Source organism: Paenibacillus sp. 102, assembly GCF_039549175.1.
In the GTDB taxonomy this organism is placed as follows: Bacteria; Bacillota; Bacilli; order Bacillales; family Bacillaceae_G; genus Bacillus_A.
Map to the genome: position 1 here is coordinate 88,084 of NZ_JBCGHT010000003.1, position 26,294 is coordinate 114,377.

The window sequence follows — 26,294 nt, forward strand, 5'->3', positions numbered from 1 at the left end:
GTAATACTTGGTGTGTTTTTATAATGCTGATAAAGCAAGTGGATACAGTAACGTAAATAAAACAGAAAAACTACCAAATCCAATGGCTGTATATCCGAGTGTTTTTGCTCCAAAATTAACAGCCAATAAGCCAACTGAAATGGAAAGGGAACCAAGGGTGACTGGATAAAAGGCAATCGAGAATAAAGAAAGAAATAGTGCTACATAGCCGATAAGTGTACCGGTGTTTGTACCTTCTATTTCATGTGCAATTTCTTTACGTCTATGTTTAATCGGAAGATGTCCTGGCGTGATTTCAGCTGCATATTCTTCGTTTTTTTCACCACTTTTAAAATGATGTGTTCGCTTTTTGGGCATGTACATCTCTCTCTTTCAATTGGGTGTATCTTTATTATCTTTCATAAAGAAGAGAACATGAGTATGAGTTATATCCAAGTAAAGCAAAATTTGGAGAATACATAAGTCTGTTGCTATCTTATCCATCTCTCCATGAGAATAAACAGGAATATAGGAAAATGATGTAGAATGGAATGAATGAAAACAAGTGAAAGTAGGGGGAAACATGACAAAGTTTAATTGGCATAAATCCGCAGAAAAAAAATGGGACAACAATGCAGAATCTTGGAACCAAAATAGCCAAGAAATGTGGGATCATGGAAGTCGTAGCACAATTATCCCGTTTTTTGAAAAGTATGTAGAAAATGGTGTGGCAGTATTAGATGTTGGCTGCGGTGATGGATATGGTACATATAAATTAAGTCTAGCAGGATATAAAGCGTGTGGTGTAGATTTATCCGAGCAAATGATTCAAAAGGGAAAGGAACGCGGAGAAGGGCCTAATTTGTCATTTATAAAGGGAGATCTTTCTTCATTGCCTTTTGAAACTGAGCAATTTCCAGCAATATTAGCAGTGAACTCGTTAGAATGGACAGAACAGCCATTACAGGCATTACATGAGATAAAGCGTGTTTTGAGGCCAGATGGACATGCGTGTATTGCTATTTTAGGACCGACAGCAAAACCACGTGAAAATAGCTATCCTCGTTTATATGGAAAAGATGTTGTTTGTAATACAATGATGCCTTGGGAATTTGAACAGCTTGCAGAGGAACAAGGATTTCAAGTAGTCGATGGGATGGGTGTATATAAACGAGGTGTAAATGAAAAAATGCTTGGACAATTATCAGTAGAACTGCAGCAAGCACTAACATTTTTGTGGGTATTTATGCTGAAAAAATAATGCCTGAAGAAATGTGCAAAATTTAGGAGGGAAATAAGTGCAGAAAATACAAAAAACTGATACAATATCAGCAGAACCAATTAAAGGGGGACTAGGGTATATGACAACTACTACAACAGTTAAATCCGATATTGAAATTGCACAAGAAGCAAGTATGAAGAAAATTCAAGAGATCGCAGCTGAGTTGAACCTTTTAGAAGAAGAATTAGAGCCATATGGTCATTATAAAGGAAAATTATCTCTTGATATTTTTAAGCGCTTACAAACGGAAAAGGACGGAAAAGTTGTTTTAGTAACAGCGATTAACCCGACTCCAGCAGGAGAAGGTAAATCAACGGTAACAGTTGGTTTAGGTCAAGCTTTTAATAAAATTGGTAAAAAAGCAGTCATTGCACTTCGTGAGCCATCACTTGGACCAACAATGGGATTAAAGGGTGGCGCAGCAGGTGGAGGTTATTCACAAGTTGTCCCAATGGAAGATATCAACCTTCACTTTACTGGTGATATTCATGCCATTACAACTGCAAATAACGCATTAGCAGCATTTATTGATAACCATATTCAACAAGGAAATACACTTAAAATTGATACACGTAAAATCGTTTGGAAGCGTTGTGTCGATTTAAATGACCGTGCACTGCGTAATGTAGTAATTGGTCTTGGAGGACCAGTTCAAGGTGTACCACGTGAAGACGGTTTTGATATTACAGTAGCATCTGAAATTATGGCTGTATTCTGCCTTGCGACAGATATTCAAGATTTAAAGATGCGTTTATCTCGCATTGTCGTTGCTTATAATATGGACAATGAGCCTGTAACAGTTAAAGATTTAGGCGTAGAGGGAGCGTTAACACTTCTATTAAAAGATGCGTTAAAACCAAACTTAGTACAAACATTAGAAAATACCCCAGCAATCATTCATGGCGGACCATTCGCTAATATCGCTCACGGTTGTAACAGTGTTATTGCTACAACAATGGCAGCAAAATTAGGTGACTATGTGATTACAGAAGCTGGTTTCGGCGCAGACTTAGGTGCTGAGAAATTTTTAGATATTAAAGCGCGTGCAGCTGGTATTAAACCAGAAGCAGTCGTTATCGTTGCGACAATTCGTGCGCTTAAAATGCACGGAGGCGTAGCGAAAGATCAGTTAAAAGAAGAAAATGTAGATGCGTTAGCAAAAGGAATGGAAAACTTACAAAAGCACGTTGAAACAATTCAAGCGTTCGGTGTTCCATTCGTAATCGCCATTAACAAATTCATTACAGATACAGATGCAGAAGTTGCATACTTACAAGAATGGTGTAATGAGCGTGGCTACGAAGTATCCTTAACAGAAGTTTGGGAAAAAGGTGGCCAAGGCGGTGTGGACCTTGCTGAGAAAGTATTAAAAGTAATTGAAAAAGGTGACAATAAATACGCACCACTTTATGAATTAGAATTGCCATTAGAAGAAAAAATCCGTACAATTGCTCAAAAGGTATATGGCGCAAAAGACATTGAATTTGCTCCGAAAGCACGTAAGCAATTGACTCAATTTGCAGGAGAAGGTTGGAGTAACCTCCCAGTATGTATGGCAAAAACACAATATTCTCTTTCTGATGATGCGACAAAATTAGGTCGACCATCTGACTTTATTGTTACAATTCGTGAACTGAAACCATCTATCGGTGCAGGGTTTATTGTAGCGTTAACGGGAACAATGTTAACAATGCCAGGCCTTCCAAAACAACCAGCTGCACTTCAAATGGACGTAAATGAAGATGGAAAAGCAGTAGGGTTGTTTTAAAAGGTTGTAATTCATCTCGTTTATCTGTAAACTATATATACATCAAGTGGCGCCTTTCCATCGAAAGGCGCCTGTTTTTTGGAGGAAATTATGTTTGATCCAACTGCTTTTGACAACTTAAAAGTGATCGTTGAAGGGGCTGTCTATGATTTTGACTTACATGGCGATATTCTTGTAACGGATCGAAAAGATATGATGGACCTTGCCTCGCTAAGTCGTATATACAATATTTCATTTCAATTAAATGAACCGTTTGAAACGCTAGTAGAAGCGATATTTTCATTATCTGTAGATGCGAAGAATTTATCGGGTGAGATATTGGAAGTACCCGAGTTTATACCAGGGTGTGAAATGAAATTAGGGTTTACATTTTCCTTACAGCACCCGGAAGAAGACTGTCAAGAAATTGAAGAATTGTTACAATCTATCTGGGGAAAAGAGCGAATGATTACGCAACAAATTTCATACGAATATAATAAGCAAGCGATTTCATATCATAATAAGGTAGAAGTTCTATTTCAAAAAGCGATTACAGAAGACCATGTTGATGATTTAATAGCTGTTATTTCTCACATGATAGAAACGGTGCGAGCAATACAACATTTTCTTCAAAAATAGAGATAAAGGAGAAAAACAAATGATAAAAGATATGCAACCATTTTTACAACAAGCTTGGGAGAAGGCTGGTTTTAAAGAGTTTACTGAAATTCAAAAACAAGCAATTCCAACGATTTTAGAAGGACAAGACGTTATAGCTGAATCTCCAACTGGAACAGGAAAAACATTAGCGTACTTATTACCACTTTTACATAAAATTAATCCTGAAGTGAAACAACCACAAGTTGTAATCCTAGCACCAACACGTGAACTTGTTATGCAAATTCATGAAGAAGTTCAAAAGTTTACAGCTGGAACTGATATCTCAGGTGCGTCTTTAATTGGTGGTGCGGATATTAAGCGCCAAGTGGAAAAATTGAAGAAACATCCGAAGGTAATTGTTGGTTCACCAGGACGTATTTTAGAATTAATTCGTATGAAAAAGTTAAAAATGCATGAAGTGAAGACAATTGTATTTGATGAGTTTGATCAAATTGTAAAACAAAAAATGATGGAAGCTGTGTTTGATGTCATTAAATCGACAATGCGCGATCGTCAATTAGTATTCTTTTCGGCAACAATGACAAAAGCTGCAGAAGAAGTAGCACGTGATTTTGCAGCTGAGCCACAATTCGTTCGTGTCACACGTACGGAGACAAAGAGTTTAGTTGAGCATACGTATATCGTTTGTGAACGTCGTGAAAAAAATGATTACATTAGAAGAATTATGCATATGGGGAATGTAAAAGCAGTTGCCTTTTTAAATGATCCGTTCCGCCTAGATGAAATTACTGAGAAGCTGAAATTCCGTAAAATGAAAGCAGCGGCTCTTCATGCGGAAGCAAGCAAACAAGAACGTGAAGCGACGATGAGAGCATTCCGTCAAGGGAAATTAGAAATTCTACTTGCAACTGATATTGCAGCGCGTGGATTAGATATCGATGATTTAACGCACGTAATTCATTTAGAATTACCAGACACAGTAGATCAATATATTCACCGTTCAGGTCGTACAGGACGTATGGGGAAAGAGGGGACGGTCGTTTCTCTAGTTACACCGCAAGAAGAGCGCAAATTACTTCAATTTGCGAAGAAACTAGGCATTGTGTTTAAGAAGCAAGAAATGTTTAAAGGAACATTTGTAGAATCTAAACCGAAAGCACCAAAGAAAAAGAAACCAACATTCACTGGGAAGAAGAAGCCTAGATAATGTGAAGCTTCCATTTATATTGGAATAATAAGAGTAAAAAGGCGTGTCGGCATGTATAAAGCAGTCACGTCTTTTTATTGTTTTTGTATGTAATATAAAAAGCTATGTCAAATAACGATGTTGATATTTGAATGACAGGAACGTTTGTTCTATAATAGAAAGAGCTATTAAATATATCGAAAGAGGGTTGATGTAGTATGGATACGCAAGTGATTACGAAATTTAAAATATTCAAATCGGCTAGTGAGGTGTTTGAAACTATAGTAGATCCTGAAAAAATGTCTAATTATTGGTTTTCATCCGGAACTGAAAGACTGGAACAAGGCAAGACGATTACATGGAGATATGATGAATATAATGCAGAAGTTGTAATACGTGTATTAGAAATTGAGAAAAATAAAAAAATCGTATTCTCATGGGGAGGATATGATGAAGAAACCGTTGTTACAATTACATTGAGTGAATTGGATTATACGAGTACAATGATTGAGGTAAATGAATCAGGTTTGAAAGAAGATGACCCCGAAATCGTAAACAAAATGCTAGGACAAAAAGAGGGCTGGGTATATGTGTTAACTTGTTTAAAAGGCTATTTGGAAAATGGGGTTAATAATTTGAGAGCGTCATTAATTCATTGATAAAATAACTTCACGTTTAAAAGAACCTTTCGGCTCTTTTAAACGTGAAGTATCTAATTTTCAAGAAGCACCCACTCCAAGCAACCCGTAAGAGTGTTAAGTGGTGTGTAGTTCACTAGTAGTTTTTAAAAAGAAGAAGCCTTTCTCAATAGCAGTTTCTATATAACCGACGATTTGATTAAATGTAAACACTTGTAAGTCTGCATGTAAATCTTGCTCCGGATACAACATATCATCGAAAATAAATTTTTTAAAAGCTAGAACGTTTTCTTCAGTCACTTCCTCGATCTTTGCTATGTTTGCTTTTTGATTAAGAAAAGAAAGAAATTGCTGCTCTTTATCGTAATGATGTAATAGTTTTGCATTCAACAATTTAAAATCGTTATGATATAGGGATAACATTGTTTTGTCATGCTCGATTCTATGTTTGAGCCAAGGAAGAAAAAATCCGTTCAACCAATTATCATCAGCGATAAGGTGTGTGTAATAACCTAAAATAAAAGGGGAGTCTATAAATGATTCATATTTATGAAGAAATGCATCATAATCGATTCTTCTCGTATAGTTTTTTGTAGTACCAGCGTAGAAATGGGACTTTTCTTTTTCGGCTTTTGAATAAACTGCATCAGGAGCGACTCCACCGAGTAGGAAAGATGTTCGATCTTGAATGGATAATTTCTCTGCAATACCATCAGCAATAATTAAGTGCATAATTCGTGATCCCATATATAACACCTCTATTTCATATCCAAAATGATTTTCCCCGTACTTTTTCTACTTTCGACCCACTCATGTGCTTTCCCTGCATCTTGCAATGGAAAACGTTTACCGACTTTAATTTGCAGGCGGCCATCCCGTAAATATTGAAACACTTGATCGGCGGTATGACGGAGCAAGTGAGGACGCTCCTTACGAGTTGTTCCAAAACTAAAGCCAAGAATGGAACGGCAACTTGCATGTAAATCTTTTGTCTGGAATGTGCCAATTTCACCACTGGCATTCCCAAAGTGAACAAGACGGCCATAGTAAGCGAGACATTCTAAGCTTTTTTCTGATACTGCACCGGAAATGGAATCTAATATGACATTTGCGCCTTCTCTATTAGTAAATTCATTTACTTTCTCTACAAAATCTTCATTTTGATAACAGATTACGTGGTCAGCACCAGCCTCTAAAGCAATTTTTCTTTTTGCTTCTGTTCCGACTGTTCCAATAACCTTATTAGCACCCAATAGCTTAGCCAATTGAATTGCAGTTGTACCAATTCCACCAGCTGCTGCATGAATCAAAACCGTTTCATTTTGCTGTAATCTTGCTACATTTGCAAGCAAATTGTAACTTGTAAAAGATACAATAGGACAAGCAGCGGCGGTCGTGAAGTCAACTTCATCAGGTAACACAAACGTAAGGTTTTCATTTGCAACAACATATTCAGCATATGATCCATTAAGAGGAAAAGCGATTACGCGCTGTCCTACGCGGATGTTTTTTACATCCGAACCGACTTGTTCTACAAGTCCTGCCGCATCTATACCAGGGATAAATGGTAGTTTGCGATTTCCTTTTTTTTCATAGCGAGATTTAATATCGGCAAAATTGACGCTTGTTGCGATAACACGGATCAACACTTGTTTTTCTGTAATAGTGGGCATATCTATTTCTCTATACTTCATTGTTTCTGGACCACCGAATGCAGTTACGACAATAGCCTTCATCATATATCCCCCTTAAAATAGATTGTACATTTAATTTTAAGCACTGATCATAAAATGGAAAATTATATAATTGTTATGGTGGATTATAAGCTAACGTTATGAAGTAATTGAGTTTAAATCAATTTATATAAAAAATATGTTAAAAAATCGAACGGAATGTTTTTTACTTGCCAATATATAGTGTAAGACAAAGGAGGGACAATGAATGGATCAGGAAAAAGACTATCATCATCTCATCCAATTAACTCTATCAGGAAATCAAGATGCATACAGTGAATTGTATGATAAGACAATTCAAGATGTTTATAAGACAGCACATTTTTTGATAGAGGAAAAAACAGATGTAGATGATGTAGTCCAGGAAATATACATACAGTTATATCAATCACTTAGTAAATATAATCGAGAAAAACCTTTTCGGCCGTGGTTAATAGGGCTCGCAATCAGACAAATTCACTCATATCGGAGAAGAAGATGGATGCGTTTACGTATTGTCAAGAAAGCTGAAGAACAGAGAAAACCGATTGAATTTGATTTTTCTAATGATGTTGTGGACAAGATTTCGAATCAAAAGCTTATCGCTCTCATTCATAAATTACCTTACAAATTGAAACAAGTCATTATCTTGCGGTATTTACACGATTATTCACAAGAAGAAGTAGCGAATATTTTACATATTCCGGTTGGAACGGTTAAATCACGAATTCATGCGGCGCTAAAGAAATTACGTCAAAAAGAGCAAGTAGAAGAAATCTTTTTAGGAGAGGTAGGGGATGCGAAGTGAGTTTAGAGTATCGGGTAAGGGAATCTATACAAGAAGAAGCAAAGGGAATTATACCGCCACCTGAGTTGAAAGAAAAAGTAATGATTCAAATAAAAGTAAAGCGCGGAGGGAAAACGATGAAAAAGCGTCTTATCACAGGAGTACTAGCAGCAGCACTATTAATTCCAACCACTGGTTTTGCGTATCAATCTATTATGGCTGATGGTATTTATGGATCGTTTGATAATTTGAAGAAACATGCAGCAAACGCCACATTGCAAGGGTATTTGCGATTAGATGCTAAACTATCACAAGCAAAAGGAGAAATTGGTGAAAAGGAATATGAAGAATTTACAAAGCATTTGAAAAAACTTACAAATGCAAAGCTTACATATGGAGATTCTAACGGTAATATTGATTATGATCAATTATCACCGGCGAAAAAAGAGGAAATGAAAAAGATAGTGATGGTACTTCAGCCGTATTTTGATAAATTGAATGGGGATAAATCTAGTAAAGAAGTATTAACTTCTAAAGAGTATGAACAGTATATAGATGCATTAATGACCTATGAGAAAGTGCAGGTGAAAATTAAATCAAGCGGACATGTAACGGTGGAAGAAGTTCCCGAAGCGTATAAAGAGGAATTTGTACAAGCGGATCGGTTTATGGAGTATGTAAATGGAAAGGTTCAACAAATAAATTAAGAGTATGAAAAGAAGAGCCGTTGTTTAATCACAGGGTTCTTTTTTCGTTATTACTTAAATTTTTTCATCGCATGTATAGCTACTCTCAGAAGGAGAAGCGCACTAATAAATAACCGACGTAGTCAAATACATTTAAAAATTGATCGTTTGGCTCTTTTGCATTGCTTGCTAAATGTGAGACTCTCACAGATATACATACAGAAGATAGGGGAGGGAGGCTCGTATCATGTTAGCTTTCTTTTTTTATGAAACAATCTAAGGAGGAGTAACCAGCTATTATGTTTATTATTTTAACCGAGAAGACCCCTTCCTCTAAACGAAGTGAAGGTGGGGGATGAATCGGTTTTTTCCTTTTAAAGAAAATATCTCTTTTTTGTAGAACTAACGTTCGATTCGATGTATAATGAACTTACCAAATAAAAGGAAGTGAGAACAGGTGAAGAAAGCGTATTTTTCGAAACGGATTTACAAGATAGATGTACCGCATGAAATGGTAGATACATTGTCAGAGACGATCGAAACAATTAATCAGGCAAAACGCTTTGCGTTTCAAACGATTGTTCGTGAAAAACGTTGGAACCGTAAGTTGTATTCGGACAGTCTTCATCTCGTTCTCAAGCGGAAATACCAATTGAATGATTATTATGCAAACAGTGCGGTGCAAGAAGCAAAGGCGTTGTTTACAGGTTTAATGGCGTTACAGAAATTATATGAGAAGCAAACGCAAGAGAAGCTAAAGAAACTCAAGAAGAAGTTGAAACAAGAACGGACAAAACTAACAAATCTTCGCAAAATCAAACAAAGTTGTGTGAAAGGAATGCTGACGTTTCCGAAAAACACCCGCTTCACAAAGCACAAAAACCTCATCTCCTTATCCCGTAAAAAAGACACCTTAATTTGGCTACATGAATATTTGTTTGAACACCAATACTTAGATGTTCAAATCAAAAGAATTCAGGCGAAAATTGGTCATCTCACTCACAGACAATCCCGTTTAACCCAAAAACTTTCATCCGATCAAACGCATATTCCAAGTGCAGTATTTGGAAGTAAAAAACTGTTTCGCTCGCAATTTACTATCCGCGAGTTTGTACGTAACCATGACAAATGGAAAACATTATTTTTCCGTGCTCGAAATAAACAACTGATACTATCTGGCCGTAAAGATGCCAAACATGGCAATTTTGTATTTCAGTATGTGCTGGAGACAAAAGAATTGTGGATGACGACAAGTTCTGGGAAAACAATTATGTTTCCATCTGTTACGTTCCAGTATGGGCAAGAAACCATTGAAGAAGTAATCACAACTCAATTACAGTGTAAGAATAAGAAAAAGCATGGCAAACCGATCGCATGGTCTGTGGAAGACTATGGTTCCTATTATATTGTGAAATGTGTAGTCGATGTACCGGAAAATCCACACACGAATTACAGTACATCAGATGGTGTGATCGGTGTAGATTGTAATCTTGAGCATTTTGCTTGGGCAAATGTAACGAGGGATGGAAATTATAAAGGAAGTGGTTCCCTTCGTTTTTCTATTATGGGGAAATCTACAGGACAAATCACAAAAATCATCGAAGTGGAAGCGATTCGCTTAGTCGACTTAGCGGAGCGGTATAGCAAGCCGATTGTCATCGAGAAGTTAGATACAACCCAATCGAAAACAGGAGATCGATATGGAAATAAACAAGCAAATCGAATGAAGAGTATGTTCGCGTATGCGAAGATGACAAACGCAATTTTGAATCGTGCAGATAAAAGAGGTGTGGCTGTCTTTCAAGTGAATCCCGCTTACACTTCGATTTCCGGAAAGATGAAATATATGCGGAAATTCGGTATCTCTATTCATCAATCCGCGGCCTTTACAATTGGGCGTCGTGGATTAGGGTATAAAGAAAAAGTACCCCGGGTGCTTCAACCTTATATTCCAAAGAAAGACGCACATCACTGGAGTCATTGGCATCAATTAAACAATCAATTGGATATTCGCACACATCATTTCTATCAGCTATACGATGTAGATCAACCGAAAGAAGCCTTACAAATCGAACAGTTACACTTGTTTGAAAATGAAAAGAAAAAACTAGCAAAACGATTTGCATGATAAAAAAGAGCACTTTGTCCCAGATTTTTACGCTTATTACCAGAGCAGATAATAAGTCTAGGAACTGGATGCATGACAAAGTGTTCTAGCCTCGATATAAGAAAAAGTAGTTGTACCTATTTTGTTTGCCTTTCGTCGGAAGATAGAATGGGTCGTCTTACATTACATATAGACACTACCGAACTCTATATCGTTGTATCCTCTTTGTTGAACGAGAGGAACTGTTTTTGTGAGGACAGAGACAGGAGAATCCCTCACCTCAAACTCTTGTAGAGGTAGGTGGGGTAGTTCAATATTACAGAAAATGTTGTATTTAGAAGAATGATAGTAGCTAAGTAAGGAAAGAAGTGTCCGAGGGGTGAAAAGTATAACATAGGTGAAAAACCAATCAATATTGAAGGAAGGACAAGGCCTATAAATTTATCTAGTTGAAATTTCCATACATGTTGATTTTTCTTGTTATGAATAAGCTGGCAGAAGCGCAGTACACCACCAATGAAAAAGGGGAAAAATACAAAGAAAAATATTCGAGGATATATATGAAAGGATAGCTCAGCTTGTTGATCTAAATAGAATTGAATTTTCCCTCCTGTAAATAGCAATATAACAATGAATAAAGTGAAACATAAGTATTTGATTATTTCTTTCATCGTTTCCCTCCTTTTTGTATATGTGTATGATTCAAAAAATATATTCAAAGAAAGAGGATATATGCTTGAAATAGAGCATGATATCCTCGGGTGTTTTTTCACTTAGTTAGTAGTCGTTTTAGCCTTTTCTTGCTTTGTAAGATAATCAATAATTCCCATCGCACTGATTTCCATATCTAGTTTTATCACATCGTAAATAGAATGAGTTGCTGGTACGTCTTGCTGTGAAAGGTGTAAGGATACCTTTTCAAGCAGCAAAACATATAGTTCATGACTTGCCGTTTCAAAATCCTGATTTTTTTCAAATACTTGTTTTCCAGTCTCAACAAAGATAGGTAGCCAATACTCAAGCTGTTTATACACTTCAGAAACATGGGAAGATGCACCGTAATGTCCAAAATAGATGGAGTCAACTTTCATACTTCGGATGCGATCTTTTGCCGCCATCATCGCATCTGGTTGAAACTGTGATGGAGATGTGGTGGGTAAATATAGTTCAACGCCAAGTTCAACTAGTTCTCGATAATAAATACCAATTGTGTCACCTGTGAAAATGCCATTTGTTAAAGAGTCATGGATGCTAATATGGTGTTTTGCATGTCCTGGTGTATCATAAAATGTGAGCGTCCGATTTTTTGAAATTTGTAGTACATCACCATCTTGTACAATATGGACGCGTTTTTCTGGAATAGGAAGGATTGGATTGAAGAGTTCATCAAAAGCATCGCCATATACAGCTTTGGCACCTTGGATTAATTTTGTAGGATCAATCATATGACGTGCGCCACGTGAATGGACGAATAGAGTAGCATTTGGGCACTTTTCCATCATTAAACCGGCGCTACCAGCATGATCAAGATGAACATGTGTAACAATGATATTTTTAACATCTGCTAAGTCGATACGTAATTGATGTAAGCCGTTTAGAATGTACGGAAGAGAAGGGGCTGCACACGTTTCGATTAAAGTAATATCATCACCTAGTAAAACGTATGTACCTGTACGCTCGTTATGTTGTAAATCGTAATCATCAATGATATATAACTGAGAGGATAATTGTTCAACTTTTTTCATATGAATCACTCCTTATAGTCTAATGTTCTTTTATTATAAAATAAAAGGCAGAAAACGAAAAATCGTTTTCTGCCTTTATGTAATGTTGTTATTTACTTTGTTCTTTGCTAACTGACATAATAAAGAATCCGACAATTCCGCCAACTAGTGGAAGAGAAATCATTCCTGCAAGTGAAAAATACTTGCTTAAAAATAGCCCATTTACATCCATAACCCAACCAGTAACAAACAGTAACATCATGTATAGTACGAAATAAAACTCGCGATTTGAAAGCATTTCACGTTGTGCAGTTTTCATTATCAACACCATCCTTTATGCATTGTAATGGAATTGAAAATGTCACAATTTAGAAGGTAAACTGTCACATTTTGTTCACAATTTAATTGTAAAACTTTCCAATCTATTTGTCTAGTAGTTTGTGTCGAATTTTTGAATGGAAATAAAGCGCTGTTATTAGACGAGAGAGATAAATACATATATGATGAGAATAAATATGAAATGATAGAGAGGAGCAGATATATATGACAGTTTATGATTTTTCTGCAAAAACAATTACAGGTGAAGAAAAATCATTGCGAGAGTATGAAGGTAAAGTTCTTCTTATTGTAAATGTCGCAAGTAAGTGTGGATTTACACCACAATATAAAGGGTTGCAAGCTATCTATGAAAAGTATAAAGAGCAAGGACTTGAAATCTTAGGTTTCCCGTGTAACCAATTTGGAGGACAAGAACCAGGTACAGAAGAGGAGATAACAAGCTTTTGTGAATTAAATTACGGTGTATCCTTTCCGATGTTCGCCAAAGTTGATGTGAAAGGTGATAACGCGTATCCGCTATATACATATATGACGGAGCAGGCACCGGGCATACTTGGCATGAAGGCGGTTAAGTGGAACTTTACGAAATTTTTAATAGGGCGTGATGGGAAAGTGATAGATCGTTTTGCGCCGCAGACGAAGCCAGAAGAGTTGGAGAGAGAGATTGAAAAAGTATTGTAAAAAAGAAGCTCAAATATGAGCTTCTTTTTTATGTATACTAGCGTTCGTATACAACTCAGTCGCCATCTCTGTCTAATTTACAGCTATATCCATGTTGTTCATTATATAGCTGTATTTTTTACTTCTGCATCGTTCGTATAGAATATATGTTTAGTCGTTAACTTTTGTAGGTTGTATTTGTTGTATAGTCTGCTGTTCTTCTTTAACAGCAGTCATTGCTGATGTTTTTTCATGGTGAGGTTTTGCGATACTTGTTAAACCTTGAAAAGCCACAAATAAAACAGCTGCAGTAATAAATTGTATTTTCGCTACACCCGTTTTCTTAATAACAGATAGTATTGCGAGAGTGAGGAAAAAGATACATAAAATGAAACTTAGATTAGCAAAAAAGTTAACAATTGGATGTTTAGTTGTATCGGCAGCAGTTGCTATTGATAAAATTGAAATCATAAAACAAATAACAGAAGGTCTGCCGTAGTTCATTGCCTCTCCATTTCCCCTAAAGAATGCAATGATACATAGAATTAGTAGAATGAAAGCGATTATGAATAAAGACCCACCTATACTACCTAAAAATGCCATTTTAATACCTCCATTCGCAAGATTACTCGCTATTAATTATATAGGAATATATTAGAAATTACATGATTTCTAGAGGGAATAAGAAAATTTTATTTCTTTTTGATGGGCTTTTAATTAGATTTCTTTATATAAGGAAAAGTAGATTTAATTGCTATTACTTTTTTGTAAGAAATTCATAGATTAATAGTAACTCGTCTGAAAGGAGGGTTCTAATGGACTTACAATTATTGGTGAAGTGTATTTTAGAAGAAAACGGAGCATTCTTTTTAGTAACAAAAGTAGATGATGTTATCACGTTAAAAATACCAATCACAGCAAACTTAGCAGCTTTATTTTTAGCATTAGGTGTTCCAAGATGCGAGTAGTGTGAGGTAGGACAGTAGATAGATGAAGTAAATCTTCATCTATCTACTAAATAAACATAATATTATTATGTAAACAAATTGAATTTTAAAAGTGCCACCTCACTTATTTTATAAGGAGGTGGCACTTTTATATTTTACAAAACATATAACCTTAAAACTGCTCATTCTTCTCCCAAGACTCTACAATATAATGAGCAATTGTCGGATTAAATCCTTTTCCAACTAAGAACATAATCGCAGAAACCTCTGTCATAGCATGTTTGTGAGAGGTATGCTTTGCCTCGTTCATTCCGTACTCTACCCATGGTTTTACGAAGTCCAATACAGGTTTCTTTAAAGATAAAAATTGTGTCCCAACAACTTGTTGGATTTGTTGTTGTGTTGGCTCAGTGGGAATAGCTGTAGTAGGACCTGGAGGCAAGATTTGTATTTGCGCCGGATCAAATGGAGCTGGTGGTAAGATTTGTGGCTGAGTTGGATCTAATGTTGGTGCCGGTGGTGAAACACGCGGGTCCTGGTATGGTTGATACATGTGTGGTTGTTGATAGGGATTTTGCTGATATTGGGTTTCATGGGATTGCTGAGCTACGTATGGATTTTGTTGATACTGAGTTTCATGAGCTTGTTGGGTTAAGTATTGATTTTGCTGGTATGTCGTTTCGTGAGATTGCTGAGCTACGTATTGATTTTGTTGGTATTGTGTTTCGTGAGTTTGTTGTGCTACGTATGAATTTTGTTGATGTTCAAATTCCTGTTGTTGTGGTTCTTGGTCTTCAAGCTGCGGCTCTCGATATTGTTGTTCTTGATTTTGAGGATAGTATGGTTGCTGCGGATAAGGATGTTGATTGTTATAGAACATTTTATTTCCTCCTTCAGATCCTTCATGATTATGCATACAAAATAGTGTATGGGCAGACAAGAAAATATGTGATGAAAAAATGAGGGCGTGTTACAATAGGGAATTGGGTGAAGATAAATGAAAAAACAAGAACAAATACAAAAAACAATTGATTTTGTAAAACATATTTTAGAAAAGGATGCCAGTGGACATGATTGGTACCATATTGAACGTGTACATAAATTAGCGATTTCTTTGTCTGAAAAAGAAGGTGGGAATCGTTTTGTAATTGAGATGGCAGCTTTACTTCATGATGTAGCGGATGAGAAATTAAATGAAAGTGAAGAAGCTGGTATGAAAAAAGTTTCTGATTGGCTAGAAGGATTGGGTGTTGCTGAAGAAGAAAAGGAACATATCCTTTATATTATTGCGAATATGTCATATAAAGGTGGACATGGTGGTAATGTAGAAACAGTGGAAGGAAAGATTGTTCAAGATGCGGACAGATTAGATGCACTTGGTGCAATTGGGATCGCCCGCACGTTTGCTTACGGTGGTGCAAAAGGACGTTTAATGTATGATCCGAACATTCCACCTAAAGAAGAGATGACAAAAGAAGAATATCGAAAAAATGATGATCCATCATTAAATCATTTCTATGAAAAGCTTTTGAAGTTGAAAGATTTAATGAATACAGATGCTGCGAAGCGAGAGGCTGAAGTTCGTCATCGCTATATGGAAGAGTTTATCGAACAATTTATGAAAGAGTGGAATGCGCAAATATGAAAATGCTAACAGTAGAAAACGTATCAAAATCATATGGGGATAAACCGTTATTCGATGGATTATCATTTAGTATTGCTGAGGGACAACGTGCAGGAATTATTGGTGTAAACGGTACAGGGAAATCTACATTATTAAAAATTATTGCAGGGGTAGAGATTCCTGATACAGGTGATATGACGCATACGCGTGGCTATACAATTAGCTATTTATCGCAGCAACCGGATTTTAATGAAAATTTGACAGTGCTTGAGCAAGTATTTCACGGTGATACACCGCTAATCCGCCTTCTTCGAGAATACGAACAAGCATTATTAAACATAGAAAAAGACCCAAGTAATGAAAAAGTGCAGGAGCAATTATTTGCAGTGCAGCAACGTATGGATGCGATGAATGCATGGGAAGCAAACGCGAATGCCAAATCACTTTTAACGAAGTTAGGTATTACAGATTTCACAGCAACTGTTGGAAATTTATCTGGTGGACAAAAGAAACGTATCGCAATGGCACAGTGCTTTATTGAAACACCAGATTTATTAATTTTAGATGAGCCAACGAACCATCTTGATCATGAAACGGTAGAATGGCTAGAAGAGTACTTAGCACGTTATACAGGAGCCGTTTTACTTGTAACACATGATCGTTATTTCTTAGACCGTGTAACCAATCGTATTTTTGAACTGGATAATGGTAACCTGTATAGCTATGAAGGAAACTACAGTACGTTTTTAGAAGCAAAGGCACTTCGTGAAGAGCAAGAATTAGCACAAGAATCAAAACGTCAAAACTTATATCGCCGTGAACTTGCTTGGATTCGCCGCGGTGCGAAAGCTCGTTCTACAAAACAAAAAGCACGTATTCAGCGCTTTGAAGAGTTGAAAGAGCAAGAAGGTCCAGCAGCGAAGCAATCTGTTGATATTTCACTGAGCGGGAGCCGATTAGGAAAGAAAGTACTTGAATTAAAAGATGTGACGAAAAAGTTTGGGGATAAAACAGTCCTTCACAACTTTAATCATATCGTAAAACCAGGCGATCGAATTGGTATTATTGGGGCTAATGGCAGCGGAAAATCATCTTTATTAAATATGCTTGCAGGCAAATTATCACCTGACAGTGGTGAAATTGAAGTTGGACAAACTGTGAAAGTTGCTTATTATACGCAAGAAAATGAAGAGATGAACTTAAACCAACGTATGATTGAATATATTAAAGAAATTGCAGAAGTCATTCATACAACGGATGGTAAAGTTATTGGAGTATCCCAAATGCTTGAGCGTTTCTTATTCCCACCGCATTCACATGGAACACCGCTTGGTAAACTATCTGGTGGTGAAAGAAGACGTCTGTATTTATTACGTCTTTTAATGGGAGAGCCGAATGTACTTCTATTAGATGAGCCGACCAACGACTTAGATACACAAACGTTAACAGTACTAGAAGACTATTTAGAAGATTTCCCGGGTGTCGTTCTTACGGTATCGCATGATCGCTATTTCTTAGATAAAGTAGTAGACGAATTATTTATCTTTACTGGTGGCGGAGAAGTTCGTGAATTTCTAGGAAGCTATAGTGATTACCTAGATATACAAAAGGCGCAAGAACTATTAGAAAAAGTAGAAGTACAGAAGGAAAAGAAAGTGGAAGAAGCTCCAAAACAACAACGTAAACGTAAACTTTCTTATCACGAACAACGTGAATGGGAAACGATTGAAGATACGATTGCAGGGCTTGAAGAGAAGCTTGAAGCGCTTGGAGAAGAACTCGCAAATGTCGGTTCTGATTTCACAAAGGCGCAAGAACTTTCTGAAGCGCAAGAGCAAACGGAAGAAGAACTAGAAAAAGCGATGGAACGCTGGAGCGAACTATCTGACATCGTTGAAGGTTTAAAATAAAAACAAGCTGCATATATTGAAATGTAAAGAGAAAAACTTTACACTATTGGTAGAACCTATTTTAGGAGGGAAAAAATGAGAACATCTAATCCAATGTTGAAGAAAGAGGCATTTCGTAAAGAAGGAGCAAGTGCATCTGCAATGACAATTGGCGGAGCGGTAGGTAAAACATTTATTATGCTTGTCTTGCTTCTTGCAACGTCTGTCTATTCATACATACAGATGTATACTGGGAAAATGCAAATGCCAGTTTTAATTGGGGCATTAATTGTGGCTGCAATCATCGCATTTGCGTCTATGTTCTTCCCAAAAATGGCACCTATTACTGCACCTATTTACGCAGCAGTTGAAGGGATTGTTTTAGGAAGTATTTCAGCGGTATATGCGCTCCGTTTTGACAATTCTATTATTTTAAATGCTGTATTACTAACAATTTCAATTTTATTTGCAATGTTAGTTTTATATGCAACTCGTGTTGTAAAAGTAACAGATAAATTCCGCACAGGTGTAATGGCTGCAACGTTTGGAATTTTGATTATGTACTTAATGGTTTTCCTATTAAACATGTTTGGTGTTACTGTTCCGTACATTCATCAAGGCGGAACAATTGGTATCATTATTAGTGCAGTTGTTATTGTAGTAGCTGCATTAAATTTATTACTAGACTTTGATTTAATCGAAAATGGTGCACGTAGTGGCGCTCCAAAATATATGGAGTGGTACAGTGCAATGGGATTAATGATGACATTAGTGTGGTTGTACTTAGAAATTCTTCGTTTTGTTTCTTACTTTACGAAAAACGACTAATTGAAAGAAATCCTGCATGTTTGAAACATGCAGGATTTCTTTTTATGTTTTTTTAGATTCAAAGTGAGGATTTTTCTTTAGAAATATAACATTTTACATTTTTTACCTACACTCTATTTTTTTCTACAATAAAGAAAAAATGTGAGGTGGTATAAATATGATGAATCGAGTTGTATTAATCGGAAGATTGACAAAAGATCCAGAACTATACTACACAAAGCAAGGGATTGCCTATGCACGTATATGTGTTGCGGTAAATAGAGGGTTTCGAAATAGCCTAGGAGAGCAGCAAGCTGACTACATTTACTGCGTTGTCTGGAGAAAATCGGCTGAGAATGTCTCAGAGTATTGCCAAAAGGGTTCGCTCGTTGGGATTACAGGTCGTATTCATACGAGTAATTACGATAATGAACAGGGGAAAAGAGTGTATAAAACAGAAGTTGTGATTGAAAGAATTACATTTTTGGAGCGGAAGAGAGAGGAAGCTCCACGGTAGAGAACGGTGATGTAAGCAAAAAGAAAGCGGTGTAATTACCAGATAACTATTATTTTTCATTAATTCCTTCTCATAAGTAACTGCCCAAAGAGAAATATATCGTTTTTGGGATAATTTAAAACCTTAGATTAATGTAATCTCTAGTAGAATAAAATCAAAACCCCTTGTGCAATATGGACAAGGGGTTTTGTTCAAAGAAAGTATAACTTTTAGAGTAATAATCTAGATCCAAAAGGAAAGCTATTTTGATTGTTCCCAAAAAGTCCTCGAAATTCCTAATTACTCGGCTAAGCTAGCTGCCAATTGTTTTTCTTTCCACAAGAATGTAATGCCAAGACCAACGGCCATAATAACAGCAGCGAAAAGATAAGGATAGTGGATGTTTACATCAAATAGTATGCCGCCTATTGCTGGTCCGACGATGTTACCTAAGCTTGTATAGGTTGAGTTCATTCCAGCAACAAACCCTTGCTCTTTCCCGGCAGATTTTGATAAAAATGTTGTCAATGCGGGACGAAGTAAGTCAAAAGCAAGAAAAATGAAGCAAGTTACCACCAGTACCCCAAAAAAGCTAGAGACTACGGTGGAAACTACTGCTAGTATTGCACCTATAATTAAGCATAATTGAATTAATTTCTTTTCACCGAGTATATCTACCATTTTTCCAAACATAAATATTTGTACAACAACGCCAAAGATTGAGCTTATTGTAATAATAGCTGCAATGTCCTTTGGCATGAAGCCGAATTTATAGTTAGAAAATAGGCTGAAAATAGTTTCATATGCTGATAAGCCGAAAGCGAGTACAAATACAATAATAAATGCGATAAAGTAAAGCGGATTAAGTGATTTTTTTAAATCACTTATAAAATTTGTTTGTTTTGTATTGGCGGAAATTTCGGTAAGCTCTTCTTTTGTTAGTGGTTCCTTTAGAATGAAAATTGACGAAACGCATGCTAAAAACGCAATAGCTGCTGCAAAGAAGAAGGGTGTGCGTACACCGTATTCTGCAATGAATCCACCGATTCCGGGTCCTATAATAAAGCCAGTACTGATGGCAGCAGATAGATAGCCCATCGCTTTCGGCCGTTCCTGTACGGATGTAATATCTGCAACATATGCAGTAACACCGGGCATAATAAAGGCTGCACTAATTCCTCCTAGAGCCCTTGATATATAAAGCATCGATACATTCGTCCCTAAACCAAAGATAAGTTCTGAAGAACCAAAAAGGAATAAGCCGATTATGATCATTTTCTTTCTGCCATAGCGGTCAACCCAGCGTCCTGTGAGTGGTGACATAAGCAGTTGTGCCACCGCAAATACGGCAACAAGGTAGCCCATCGTTTTTCCTGATAATTGCATGAGATTCATAAAAGACGGCATAACAGGGATGATGAGACCAATCCCCAAAAATGCAATGAATATATTGCTTAGAAGAATAATTAATACCATCTTTTGTTCTTTTATTGTTTTCTTCATGTACCAACACCTCTTCCTGTAAGAATCATTGATGTGAGATCCCCCTCCAAAATACTGCCCAAGAGGCCTCTAATTTATCTTTGAGCCGTTTTTCATCATTACCGTATACAAGCTCAAGGATAATGGAATCGATTACTCCTAAGAAGGCAAGGGTTGGCGTTTTTGCTATATCTCCGACTATCACCTTAGCGTCGATCCAATCTTGAAATTTATTCTCCAATAGCACATACACCTTCTCTGATATGTCAATTACTTCTTTTTCGATTGCTTTTGCAAGATGTGCCGGCGGAAAGAATGACATACGTAGCCAAAACTTTAACTGTTCATTTTTTTGAAAAAGATCGATTTCCAATTGTAGCAGCCTGTATAAATCTTTTTCCGGATTTTGTGAATCAATTTTACTTAAGTATTGAAGTTTTGAAGCTAGTTCAGTTTCTTTTGCATCACGTAACACCTGAAGAAAAAGATCATCTTTTCCTTTAAAATGTGAGTAAATGGACTGCTTTTTCATGCCAACTTCTTCAGCTATTAAAGAAAGGGGCGTCCCTTCATAACCATGAATCGTGAAATATTTTAGAGCGGCGTCCTTAATTTCATTACTTTTCAATAAAATCACCTCAATTTTTACGAACGTTCGTCAGTTATGATAGCAAATTAAATAAATGTAAGCAAGCAAAAAATACATTTTGATATCTAAACAAATAACTTTAAAGATTGATATTCAACCTAATTAGGAAAAGCTTTAAAAGAAGGAGAAGGGATGTCAGGATACGAATGGCATCTGGCTGATTTTACTACATGGTGTTGAAGGATACAGTTTCTTACATATAAAAAGAGTACATTCTAAGAAGAAACAACATTAAAATTTTAACTCTTCACTTCGTTTTATATACATCTTAATGTGGGTCTAACCCGGAATAGGTCTTAAGTCTGATTCGAAAACGGTTCTTAAGCTCGTTATGGGAAATCAAAAAAATAGTTAAGATAAGAGTATCAAATCGAAGGGAGGCAAGCACAAGATGAAACAATTTCTAGCGTTTATCGCAGCCGGTATTTTGGCTTTAATTGCTCTTGGTAGTCTTGCTGGTATTGTAGGGTTCGCAATTGGAGCAGGGATTGTGTACTGGAGCTATAAATCATTTGTGCGAGCACAATCATTTTTTGGAAAGTTAGCTTGGGGTATTGCTGGTTTAATCGGCTTGTCAATCGCCCTTTCTCATTCCCCAGCATTAATCGGTATCGCAGCATTAGTCGTTCTATACTACGGATACCGTGAGTGGAAAAAAGAAAAAGATGTAGTAGTTGATTCTGCTTCAGAAGGAGCTAAACCATATAGCAACTTTGAAGATGAGTGGAACAAGTTAATGAAAAACTAATATATAAATCCAAATCAAAAAACAAAATAAACTCTTTCTTTTTAGGTGGGAGAGAGCATCCGGCCATGCATAGAAGCGGTCAGATCCTCTTTTTGTACCATACCAAGTGAAAACAGAGAGAGAAAACCAGTGTAAGTCACCTTTTGTTCTTCGTGACAGCGACTTATATGTAGAAAAATAAACAATGAATTTAAATGAAAAAACTTTAGAGTAGAAGAGAGGAAGATTAGAATGAAACAATCTTTATTCGGACGTGTACGCGATGCAATTTTAGCAGATTTTCATAATGTATTAGATGAGAAGGAAAGAAAAAATCCAATTGCTATGTTAAATCAATATTTACGTGATAGTGAGCGTGAAATAACAAAAATTGAAAAATTAATCGAGCGTCATAAAACATTAAAATCTAACTTTGCTCGTGAACTTGAGCAGGCTCGTTATTTCGTAAATAAGCGATCAAAGCAAGCTGTAATTGCGCAAGAAGCAGGAGAAATACAATTGCACGAACGTGCATTAGAAGAAGTAGCATATTATGAAGGGCAAGTCGCTCGTCTAGAAGAAATGTATGCAGGTGTAGTGGAGCAAATTGATGAGTTAGAACGTCGTCTTTCTGAAATGAAAAATAAGTTAAAAGAAATGAATGCAAAGCGTATGGAATTAATGGCACGCGAAAATATGGCCCATGCGAACCGTCGTATGAATACGGCTCTTCATAAAATGGATGAGAATAATCCGTTCTTACGATTTGAAGAAATTGAAGATCACATTCGTGATTTAGAACTTCGCATGAATGAAGAGCATGAGCGTGATACATTTGATATGAAAATTGCAAAACTTGAGCGTGATATGAAAGAAAAGGATGAAGTATCTTTAACAAAATAATTGTAGTACATCATAAAATGAATTTATAGTGATAGAAAAAAGGTGTTGGAAAGCAATACCTTTTTTTATTTATCCTGCATTAATGGGGAGTAAGCCCCTCATCTTAAAATTCAGCGAAAGGAAGGTAGGGGGTGATTAAAGTTTTACTTTCTATTATTAATCTACTTTTTGGAGCGAAAGAGAGAAAGGGCATTATACTAAAAAGGGATGTATCAATAGCGGCAGTTGGTACATGATATTCATCAATTCTACTAAGACTATAATTGTGATTAGAAAAAGCAAGCGTCTCAGTAGGAGTATAGCGATAGAACATGTTACAATACAGCTAAGAACAAGCAATAAAGGAGAGTTTATTTACGTGAAGATTAAAGCAATTGAACCGACGCCAAGTCCAAATACGATGAAAGTTATCTTAAATGAAGTGTTACCATCAGGAGCACGTAATAATTATACAAACGAAAATACAGAACAAGCACCAGAGCAAGTGCAGCAAATTTTAAAAATTGAAGGTATTAAAGGTGTATACCATGTTGCAGACTTTTTAGCAGTAGAGAGAAATGCGAAGTATGACTGGAAAGTACTTTTACAACAAGTTCGCACTGTGTTTGGAGAAGAAGTGACAGAAGAAGATGAAAGGGAGCAGCTTGCACATTTTGGTGAAGTGAAAGTATTCATTCAAATGTTCTTTACAATTCCAATGCAGGTGAAATTAACAGATGGAACAACGGAAGAGCGAGTTGGGTTACCAGACCGTTTTAAAGAGGCGATTATGAAAGTACAAATGTCTGCGCCTAACGTTGTGAAAGAGCGTAAATGGGTAGAACAAAGTACACGCTATGGCAATTTTGAAGAAATCGGAAAAGAAGTTGTGGAAGAAATTGTAGCTGCTTATCCAGAGGAGCGCGTTGAAAAAACTGTAAAAGAATTATTAGATCAAGCGGGTGCGAAAGAAGTAACGATTGCAAAGCGTGAACCATATAAGGTAACAGAGGAAATGATGGCAGATTCTGATTGGAAAAATCGTTATGCAGCGCTGGAGCAAATGGATCCTACAGAAGAAGATATTCCTGTACTGAAAAAAGCGCTAGAAGATGAAAAAGTATCGATTCGCCGCCTGGCAACAGCGTACTTAGGTATGGTGAAAGGTGAAGAAGTATTGCCATTACTGTATAAGGCTTTACTTGATCGATCTGTAAGTGTGCGCCGTACTGCGGGAGACTGCTTATCAGATGTAGGGGATCCAGCAGCGATGTTTGTTATGATTAAATCACTGAAAGATTCAAGTAAATTGGTACGATGGCGCGCGGCAATGTTCTTATTTGAACTTGGTGATGAAAGTGCAATTCCAGCATTACGCGCTGCGCAGGATGATCCAGAGTTCGAAGTAGCAATGCAAGCTCGTTTAGCATTAGAACGTATTGAAGGCGGAGAAGAAGCGAAAGGGTCAGTTTGGAAACAAATGACGGAGTCTCGTAAAGGAGAATAATCCTATGATCGTTTTCTATGATAGCTGGTGTCCGATGTGCATCGCAGTGGCAGAGCGTACGAAGAAGCTTGATAAAAAAGGTGCAGTGAAGTTTGTTTCTTTTCGTGATAAAGAGGTCGTAGAGGAGTATCAACTTTCTAAAGAGCTACAAGGAAAGATGGAACAAAGACTTTACATTTTAAAAAATCATAAATGGTATGACGGTATTGATAGTGTATATGTATTAGCCAAAGCTGTACCGACATATTGGCTTGCGGTTCCTTTTATTAAGTTATCTATTTTACTTGGATTTGGAAATAAAGTATATGATTATATCGCCAATAACAGAAAACTTGTACCTGTGGGACACTGCCGCGAAGGGGTTTGTGAAATTCCTTCAAAAAAATGAAAACATTGCTATCTTTCTTTTGCACCTATTATAAGAGCGTGATATGATGAATTTGGAATGAAAGTTGAAGGAGAGATTACAAGATGTCAAATGCATACGAAGAGTATATGCGTCAAATGGTAATTCCAATGCGCCAAGAATTAGTGCGTGCTGGATTTGAAGAATTAACTACTGAAGAAGCTGTAACAGAATATATGGAAAATGCGACAGGTACAACATTAGTGGTTGTAAACTCTGTTTGCGGATGTGCAGCTGGTTTAGCTCGTCCATCAGCTGGTCAAGCGGTTGTACGTTCTGAAAAACAACCTGATCATCTTGTAACTGTATTTGCAGGACAAGATAAAGACGCAACAGCTACAATGCGTGAGTACTTCGGAGATATTCCACCGTCTTCACCATCTATGGCGCTATTAAAAGGAAAAGAAGTTGTTCACTTCATTCATCGTCATGAAATTGAAGGAACAACAATGGAAGAGATTATTAACAATTTAGAACAAGCTTTTGAAAAGCATTGCTAAAAAGGGGGAGTCATTCTCCCTTTTTTCTTTATATTTGAGGTGAAAAGATGATTGTAACAACAGCAGGACGCACAAATGAGGAAATGACAACTTATGCAAAAGAGGTAGCGGAAGAATTACAATCTTCTTTTGTTGTACGTAATGATATATCTGTAATGAAGCTACATGAGCAGTTTAGACAAGATGTACTTGTTGTAGGAAAGAATCGGTTAGCAATTTATCCAAAAGGAACAGAAGAATCGTTCTTTTTCCATCCCAATTCTGCAATGTTTCGTGTGAAAAGATTAATACGGGGCGAACACGATCCATTTGTACAAGCTGCAAAGTTAGAAAAAGGAATGACGGTGTTAGATTGTACGCTGGGCATGGCATCAGATAGCATTGTAGCGAGCTACATTGTTGGAAAAGAGGGATCTATAACAGGCCTTGAAGGAAATCGCTATATGGCTTATATCATGAATAAAGGTTTAAAGAAGTGGTGTGCGGGAATACCAGAAATTGATGAAGCAATGCGTAGAATTAGAGTGAAGAAAACCGAACATTTTGATTTCCTAAAGAACTGCGAAGACGATAGTTATGACGTTGTGTATCTGGATCCGATGTTTGAAGAAACAGTAATTGAATCTGATGGAATTCGAGGTTTAAAACACTTTGCTTTGTATAATGATATTACAGATGAAACGATTGCAGAAGCAAAGCGTGTTGCTAGGAAACGTGTTGTTCTAAAAGATCATTTTCGTAGTACACGATTTGAACGACATAACTTCTTTGTCTATAGGCGAAAAAGTGCAAAATTTCATTTTGGTGTAATTGAACCTTGCTAATTGTTTGAAAAGATGTATAATAAGCAATAATCAATTATATATGATGTCGTAGATGAAGAGAGTAGTCTGTTTTATAAGTAAAGCGA

28 protein-coding genes, 1 pseudogene and 1 other annotated feature (1 of these 30 running past the window's edge) are annotated in these 26,294 nt (G+C 36.6%); of the genes and pseudogenes, 20 read left to right on the forward strand and 9 right to left on the reverse strand.

Annotated features, from left to right (window positions below):
- Positions 1 to 18: 18 nt before the first annotated feature.
- Complete coding sequence (locus tag AAIE21_RS09655) at positions 19 to 357, reverse strand: permease (protein WP_343266577.1); 339 nt, start codon at positions 355 to 357, stop codon at positions 19 to 21.
- 205 nt (positions 358 to 562) lie between these two features.
- On the opposite strand from AAIE21_RS09655, the gene AAIE21_RS09660 reads away from it, so the two are divergent.
- The 5 genes from AAIE21_RS09660 (at position 563) to AAIE21_RS09680 (ending at position 5,474) form a co-directional block, all read left to right on the forward strand.
- A complete protein-coding gene (locus AAIE21_RS09660; RefSeq protein WP_343266578.1) occupies positions 563 to 1,240 on the forward strand; it encodes a class I SAM-dependent methyltransferase in 678 nt (225 codons plus the stop codon).
- Positions 1,241 to 1,340: 100 nt separating this feature from the next.
- Entirely contained in the window at positions 1,341 to 3,029 is a 1,689-nt protein-coding gene (locus AAIE21_RS09665) for a formate--tetrahydrofolate ligase (protein ID WP_343266991.1), read from the forward strand.
- 90 nt (positions 3,030 to 3,119) lie between these two features.
- Complete coding sequence (locus tag AAIE21_RS09670) at positions 3,120 to 3,647, forward strand: hypothetical protein (protein ID WP_343266579.1); 528 nt, start codon at positions 3,120 to 3,122, stop codon at positions 3,645 to 3,647.
- 19 nt (positions 3,648 to 3,666) lie between these two features.
- Positions 3,667 to 4,836, forward strand: coding sequence for a DEAD/DEAH box helicase (locus AAIE21_RS09675; RefSeq protein WP_343266580.1), 1,170 nt, complete (start codon positions 3,667 to 3,669; stop codon positions 4,834 to 4,836).
- 197 nt (positions 4,837 to 5,033) lie between these two features.
- Positions 5,034 to 5,474, forward strand: a complete 441-nt coding sequence (locus AAIE21_RS09680; RefSeq protein WP_336453637.1) for an SRPBCC family protein — start codon at positions 5,034 to 5,036, stop codon at positions 5,472 to 5,474.
- A gap of 96 nt (positions 5,475 to 5,570) precedes the next feature.
- On the opposite strand, the gene AAIE21_RS09685 is transcribed toward AAIE21_RS09680, so the two are convergent.
- Both AAIE21_RS09685 and AAIE21_RS09690 read right to left on the reverse strand, forming a co-directional pair.
- On the reverse strand, positions 5,571 to 6,200 hold the full coding sequence (locus tag AAIE21_RS09685; RefSeq protein ID WP_343266581.1) for a zinc dependent phospholipase C family protein: 630 nt from the start codon (positions 6,198 to 6,200) through the stop codon (positions 5,571 to 5,573).
- Positions 6,201 to 6,211: 11 nt separating this feature from the next.
- Positions 6,212 to 7,189: a quinone oxidoreductase family protein gene (locus AAIE21_RS09690; protein ID WP_343266582.1), complete on the reverse strand. Its 978-nt coding sequence runs from the start codon at positions 7,187 to 7,189 to the stop codon at positions 6,212 to 6,214.
- 205 nt (positions 7,190 to 7,394) lie between these two features.
- Between AAIE21_RS09690 and AAIE21_RS09695 the strand changes: the two genes are divergently transcribed.
- The 3 genes from AAIE21_RS09695 (at position 7,395) to AAIE21_RS09705 (ending at position 10,766) form a co-directional block, all read left to right on the forward strand.
- Positions 7,395 to 7,973 carry a sigma-70 family RNA polymerase sigma factor gene (locus AAIE21_RS09695; RefSeq protein WP_343266583.1) on the forward strand — a complete coding sequence of 193 codons (579 nt, stop codon included), beginning with the start codon at positions 7,395 to 7,397 and terminating at the stop codon, positions 7,971 to 7,973.
- Complete coding sequence (locus AAIE21_RS09700) at positions 7,970 to 8,659, forward strand: DUF3600 domain-containing protein (RefSeq protein ID WP_343266584.1); 690 nt, start codon at positions 7,970 to 7,972, stop codon at positions 8,657 to 8,659. The genes AAIE21_RS09695 and AAIE21_RS09700 overlap by 4 nt, the downstream gene beginning before the upstream one ends.
- 436 nt (positions 8,660 to 9,095) lie before the next feature.
- The gene (locus AAIE21_RS09705; protein ID WP_343266585.1) at positions 9,096 to 10,766 is read left to right on the forward strand and encodes an IS200/IS605 family accessory protein TnpB-related protein; all 1,671 of its coding nucleotides are present in this window, start codon (positions 9,096 to 9,098) and stop codon (positions 10,764 to 10,766) included.
- 752 nt (positions 10,767 to 11,518) lie between these two features.
- Here AAIE21_RS09705 and AAIE21_RS09710 read toward each other — a convergent pair.
- Positions 11,519 to 12,490 (reverse strand): MBL fold metallo-hydrolase, encoded by a 972-nt coding sequence (locus AAIE21_RS09710; protein ID WP_343266586.1) that lies wholly within the window; start codon positions 12,488 to 12,490, stop codon positions 11,519 to 11,521.
- Between the two features lie 88 nt (positions 12,491 to 12,578).
- Positions 12,579 to 12,788, reverse strand: a complete 210-nt coding sequence (locus AAIE21_RS09715; protein ID WP_343266587.1) for a DUF3925 family protein — start codon at positions 12,786 to 12,788, stop codon at positions 12,579 to 12,581.
- A gap of 224 nt (positions 12,789 to 13,012) precedes the next feature.
- Between AAIE21_RS09715 and AAIE21_RS09720 the strand changes: the two genes are divergently transcribed.
- Complete coding sequence (locus AAIE21_RS09720) at positions 13,013 to 13,489, forward strand: glutathione peroxidase (RefSeq protein ID WP_343266588.1); 477 nt, start codon at positions 13,013 to 13,015, stop codon at positions 13,487 to 13,489.
- A gap of 216 nt (positions 13,490 to 13,705) precedes the next feature.
- Here the strand turns inward: AAIE21_RS09720 and AAIE21_RS09725 are convergent.
- Positions 13,706 to 14,071, reverse strand: a pseudogene (locus tag AAIE21_RS09725) (hypothetical protein); the annotation flags it as partial.
- A 212-nt stretch (positions 14,072 to 14,283) separates the two neighbouring features.
- On the opposite strand from AAIE21_RS09725, the gene AAIE21_RS09730 reads away from it, so the two are divergent.
- Complete coding sequence (locus AAIE21_RS09730; protein WP_343266589.1) at positions 14,284 to 14,436, forward strand: exosporium protein G; 153 nt, start codon at positions 14,284 to 14,286, stop codon at positions 14,434 to 14,436.
- 151 nt (positions 14,437 to 14,587) lie between these two features.
- On the opposite strand, the gene AAIE21_RS09735 is transcribed toward AAIE21_RS09730, so the two are convergent.
- The gene (locus AAIE21_RS09735; RefSeq protein WP_343266590.1) at positions 14,588 to 15,295 is read right to left on the reverse strand and encodes a hypothetical protein; all 708 of its coding nucleotides are present in this window, start codon (positions 15,293 to 15,295) and stop codon (positions 14,588 to 14,590) included.
- Between the two features lie 117 nt (positions 15,296 to 15,412).
- On the opposite strand from AAIE21_RS09735, the gene AAIE21_RS09740 reads away from it, so the two are divergent.
- The 4 genes from AAIE21_RS09740 to AAIE21_RS09755 all read left to right on the forward strand — a co-directional run bounded on the left by AAIE21_RS09740 (position 15,413) and on the right by AAIE21_RS09755 (position 19,252).
- Positions 15,413 to 16,060: an HD domain-containing protein gene (locus AAIE21_RS09740; RefSeq protein WP_343266591.1), complete on the forward strand. Its 648-nt coding sequence runs from the start codon at positions 15,413 to 15,415 to the stop codon at positions 16,058 to 16,060.
- Entirely contained in the window at positions 16,057 to 17,949 is a 1,893-nt protein-coding gene (locus AAIE21_RS09745) for an ABC-F family ATP-binding cassette domain-containing protein (protein WP_343266592.1), read from the forward strand. Before AAIE21_RS09740 ends, AAIE21_RS09745 begins: the two co-directional genes overlap by 4 nt.
- Before the next feature lie 75 nt (positions 17,950 to 18,024).
- The gene (locus AAIE21_RS09750; protein ID WP_343266593.1) at positions 18,025 to 18,756 is read left to right on the forward strand and encodes a Bax inhibitor-1/YccA family protein; all 732 of its coding nucleotides are present in this window, start codon (positions 18,025 to 18,027) and stop codon (positions 18,754 to 18,756) included.
- A gap of 157 nt (positions 18,757 to 18,913) precedes the next feature.
- Complete coding sequence (locus AAIE21_RS09755; RefSeq protein ID WP_343266594.1) at positions 18,914 to 19,252, forward strand: single-stranded DNA-binding protein; 339 nt, start codon at positions 18,914 to 18,916, stop codon at positions 19,250 to 19,252.
- Positions 19,253 to 19,531: 279 nt separating this feature from the next.
- On the opposite strand, the gene AAIE21_RS09760 is transcribed toward AAIE21_RS09755, so the two are convergent.
- Both AAIE21_RS09760 and AAIE21_RS09765 read right to left on the reverse strand, forming a co-directional pair.
- Positions 19,532 to 20,734 carry an MFS transporter gene (locus tag AAIE21_RS09760; RefSeq protein WP_343266595.1) on the reverse strand — a complete coding sequence of 401 codons (1,203 nt, stop codon included), beginning with the start codon at positions 20,732 to 20,734 and terminating at the stop codon, positions 19,532 to 19,534.
- A 25-nt stretch (positions 20,735 to 20,759) separates the two neighbouring features.
- Complete coding sequence (locus AAIE21_RS09765; RefSeq protein ID WP_343266596.1) at positions 20,760 to 21,341, reverse strand: TetR/AcrR family transcriptional regulator; 582 nt, start codon at positions 21,339 to 21,341, stop codon at positions 20,760 to 20,762.
- A gap of 412 nt (positions 21,342 to 21,753) precedes the next feature.
- Between AAIE21_RS09765 and AAIE21_RS09770 the strand changes: the two genes are divergently transcribed.
- The 6 genes from AAIE21_RS09770 to AAIE21_RS09795 all read left to right on the forward strand — a co-directional run bounded on the left by AAIE21_RS09770 (position 21,754) and on the right by AAIE21_RS09795 (position 26,208).
- Positions 21,754 to 22,110, forward strand: a complete 357-nt coding sequence (locus tag AAIE21_RS09770; protein WP_343266206.1) for a lmo0954 family membrane protein — start codon at positions 21,754 to 21,756, stop codon at positions 22,108 to 22,110.
- Positions 22,111 to 22,341: 231 nt separating this feature from the next.
- Positions 22,342 to 22,992: a PspA/IM30 family protein gene (locus tag AAIE21_RS09775; RefSeq protein WP_343266597.1), complete on the forward strand. Its 651-nt coding sequence runs from the start codon at positions 22,342 to 22,344 to the stop codon at positions 22,990 to 22,992.
- Between the two features lie 358 nt (positions 22,993 to 23,350).
- Positions 23,351 to 24,478: a conserved virulence factor C family protein gene (locus AAIE21_RS09780; protein WP_343266598.1), complete on the forward strand. Its 1,128-nt coding sequence runs from the start codon at positions 23,351 to 23,353 to the stop codon at positions 24,476 to 24,478.
- A gap of 4 nt (positions 24,479 to 24,482) precedes the next feature.
- Positions 24,483 to 24,866, forward strand: coding sequence for a thiol-disulfide oxidoreductase DCC family protein (locus AAIE21_RS09785; RefSeq protein WP_343266599.1), 384 nt, complete (start codon positions 24,483 to 24,485; stop codon positions 24,864 to 24,866).
- 83 nt (positions 24,867 to 24,949) lie between these two features.
- Positions 24,950 to 25,384, forward strand: a complete 435-nt coding sequence (locus tag AAIE21_RS09790; protein ID WP_343266600.1) for a BrxA/BrxB family bacilliredoxin — start codon at positions 24,950 to 24,952, stop codon at positions 25,382 to 25,384.
- Between the two features lie 47 nt (positions 25,385 to 25,431).
- Entirely contained in the window at positions 25,432 to 26,208 is a 777-nt protein-coding gene (locus AAIE21_RS09795; RefSeq protein WP_343266601.1) for a class I SAM-dependent methyltransferase, read from the forward strand.
- Between the two features lie 40 nt (positions 26,209 to 26,248).
- Positions 26,249 to 26,294, forward strand: a binding site (T-box leader) (it continues 169 nt past the right edge of the window).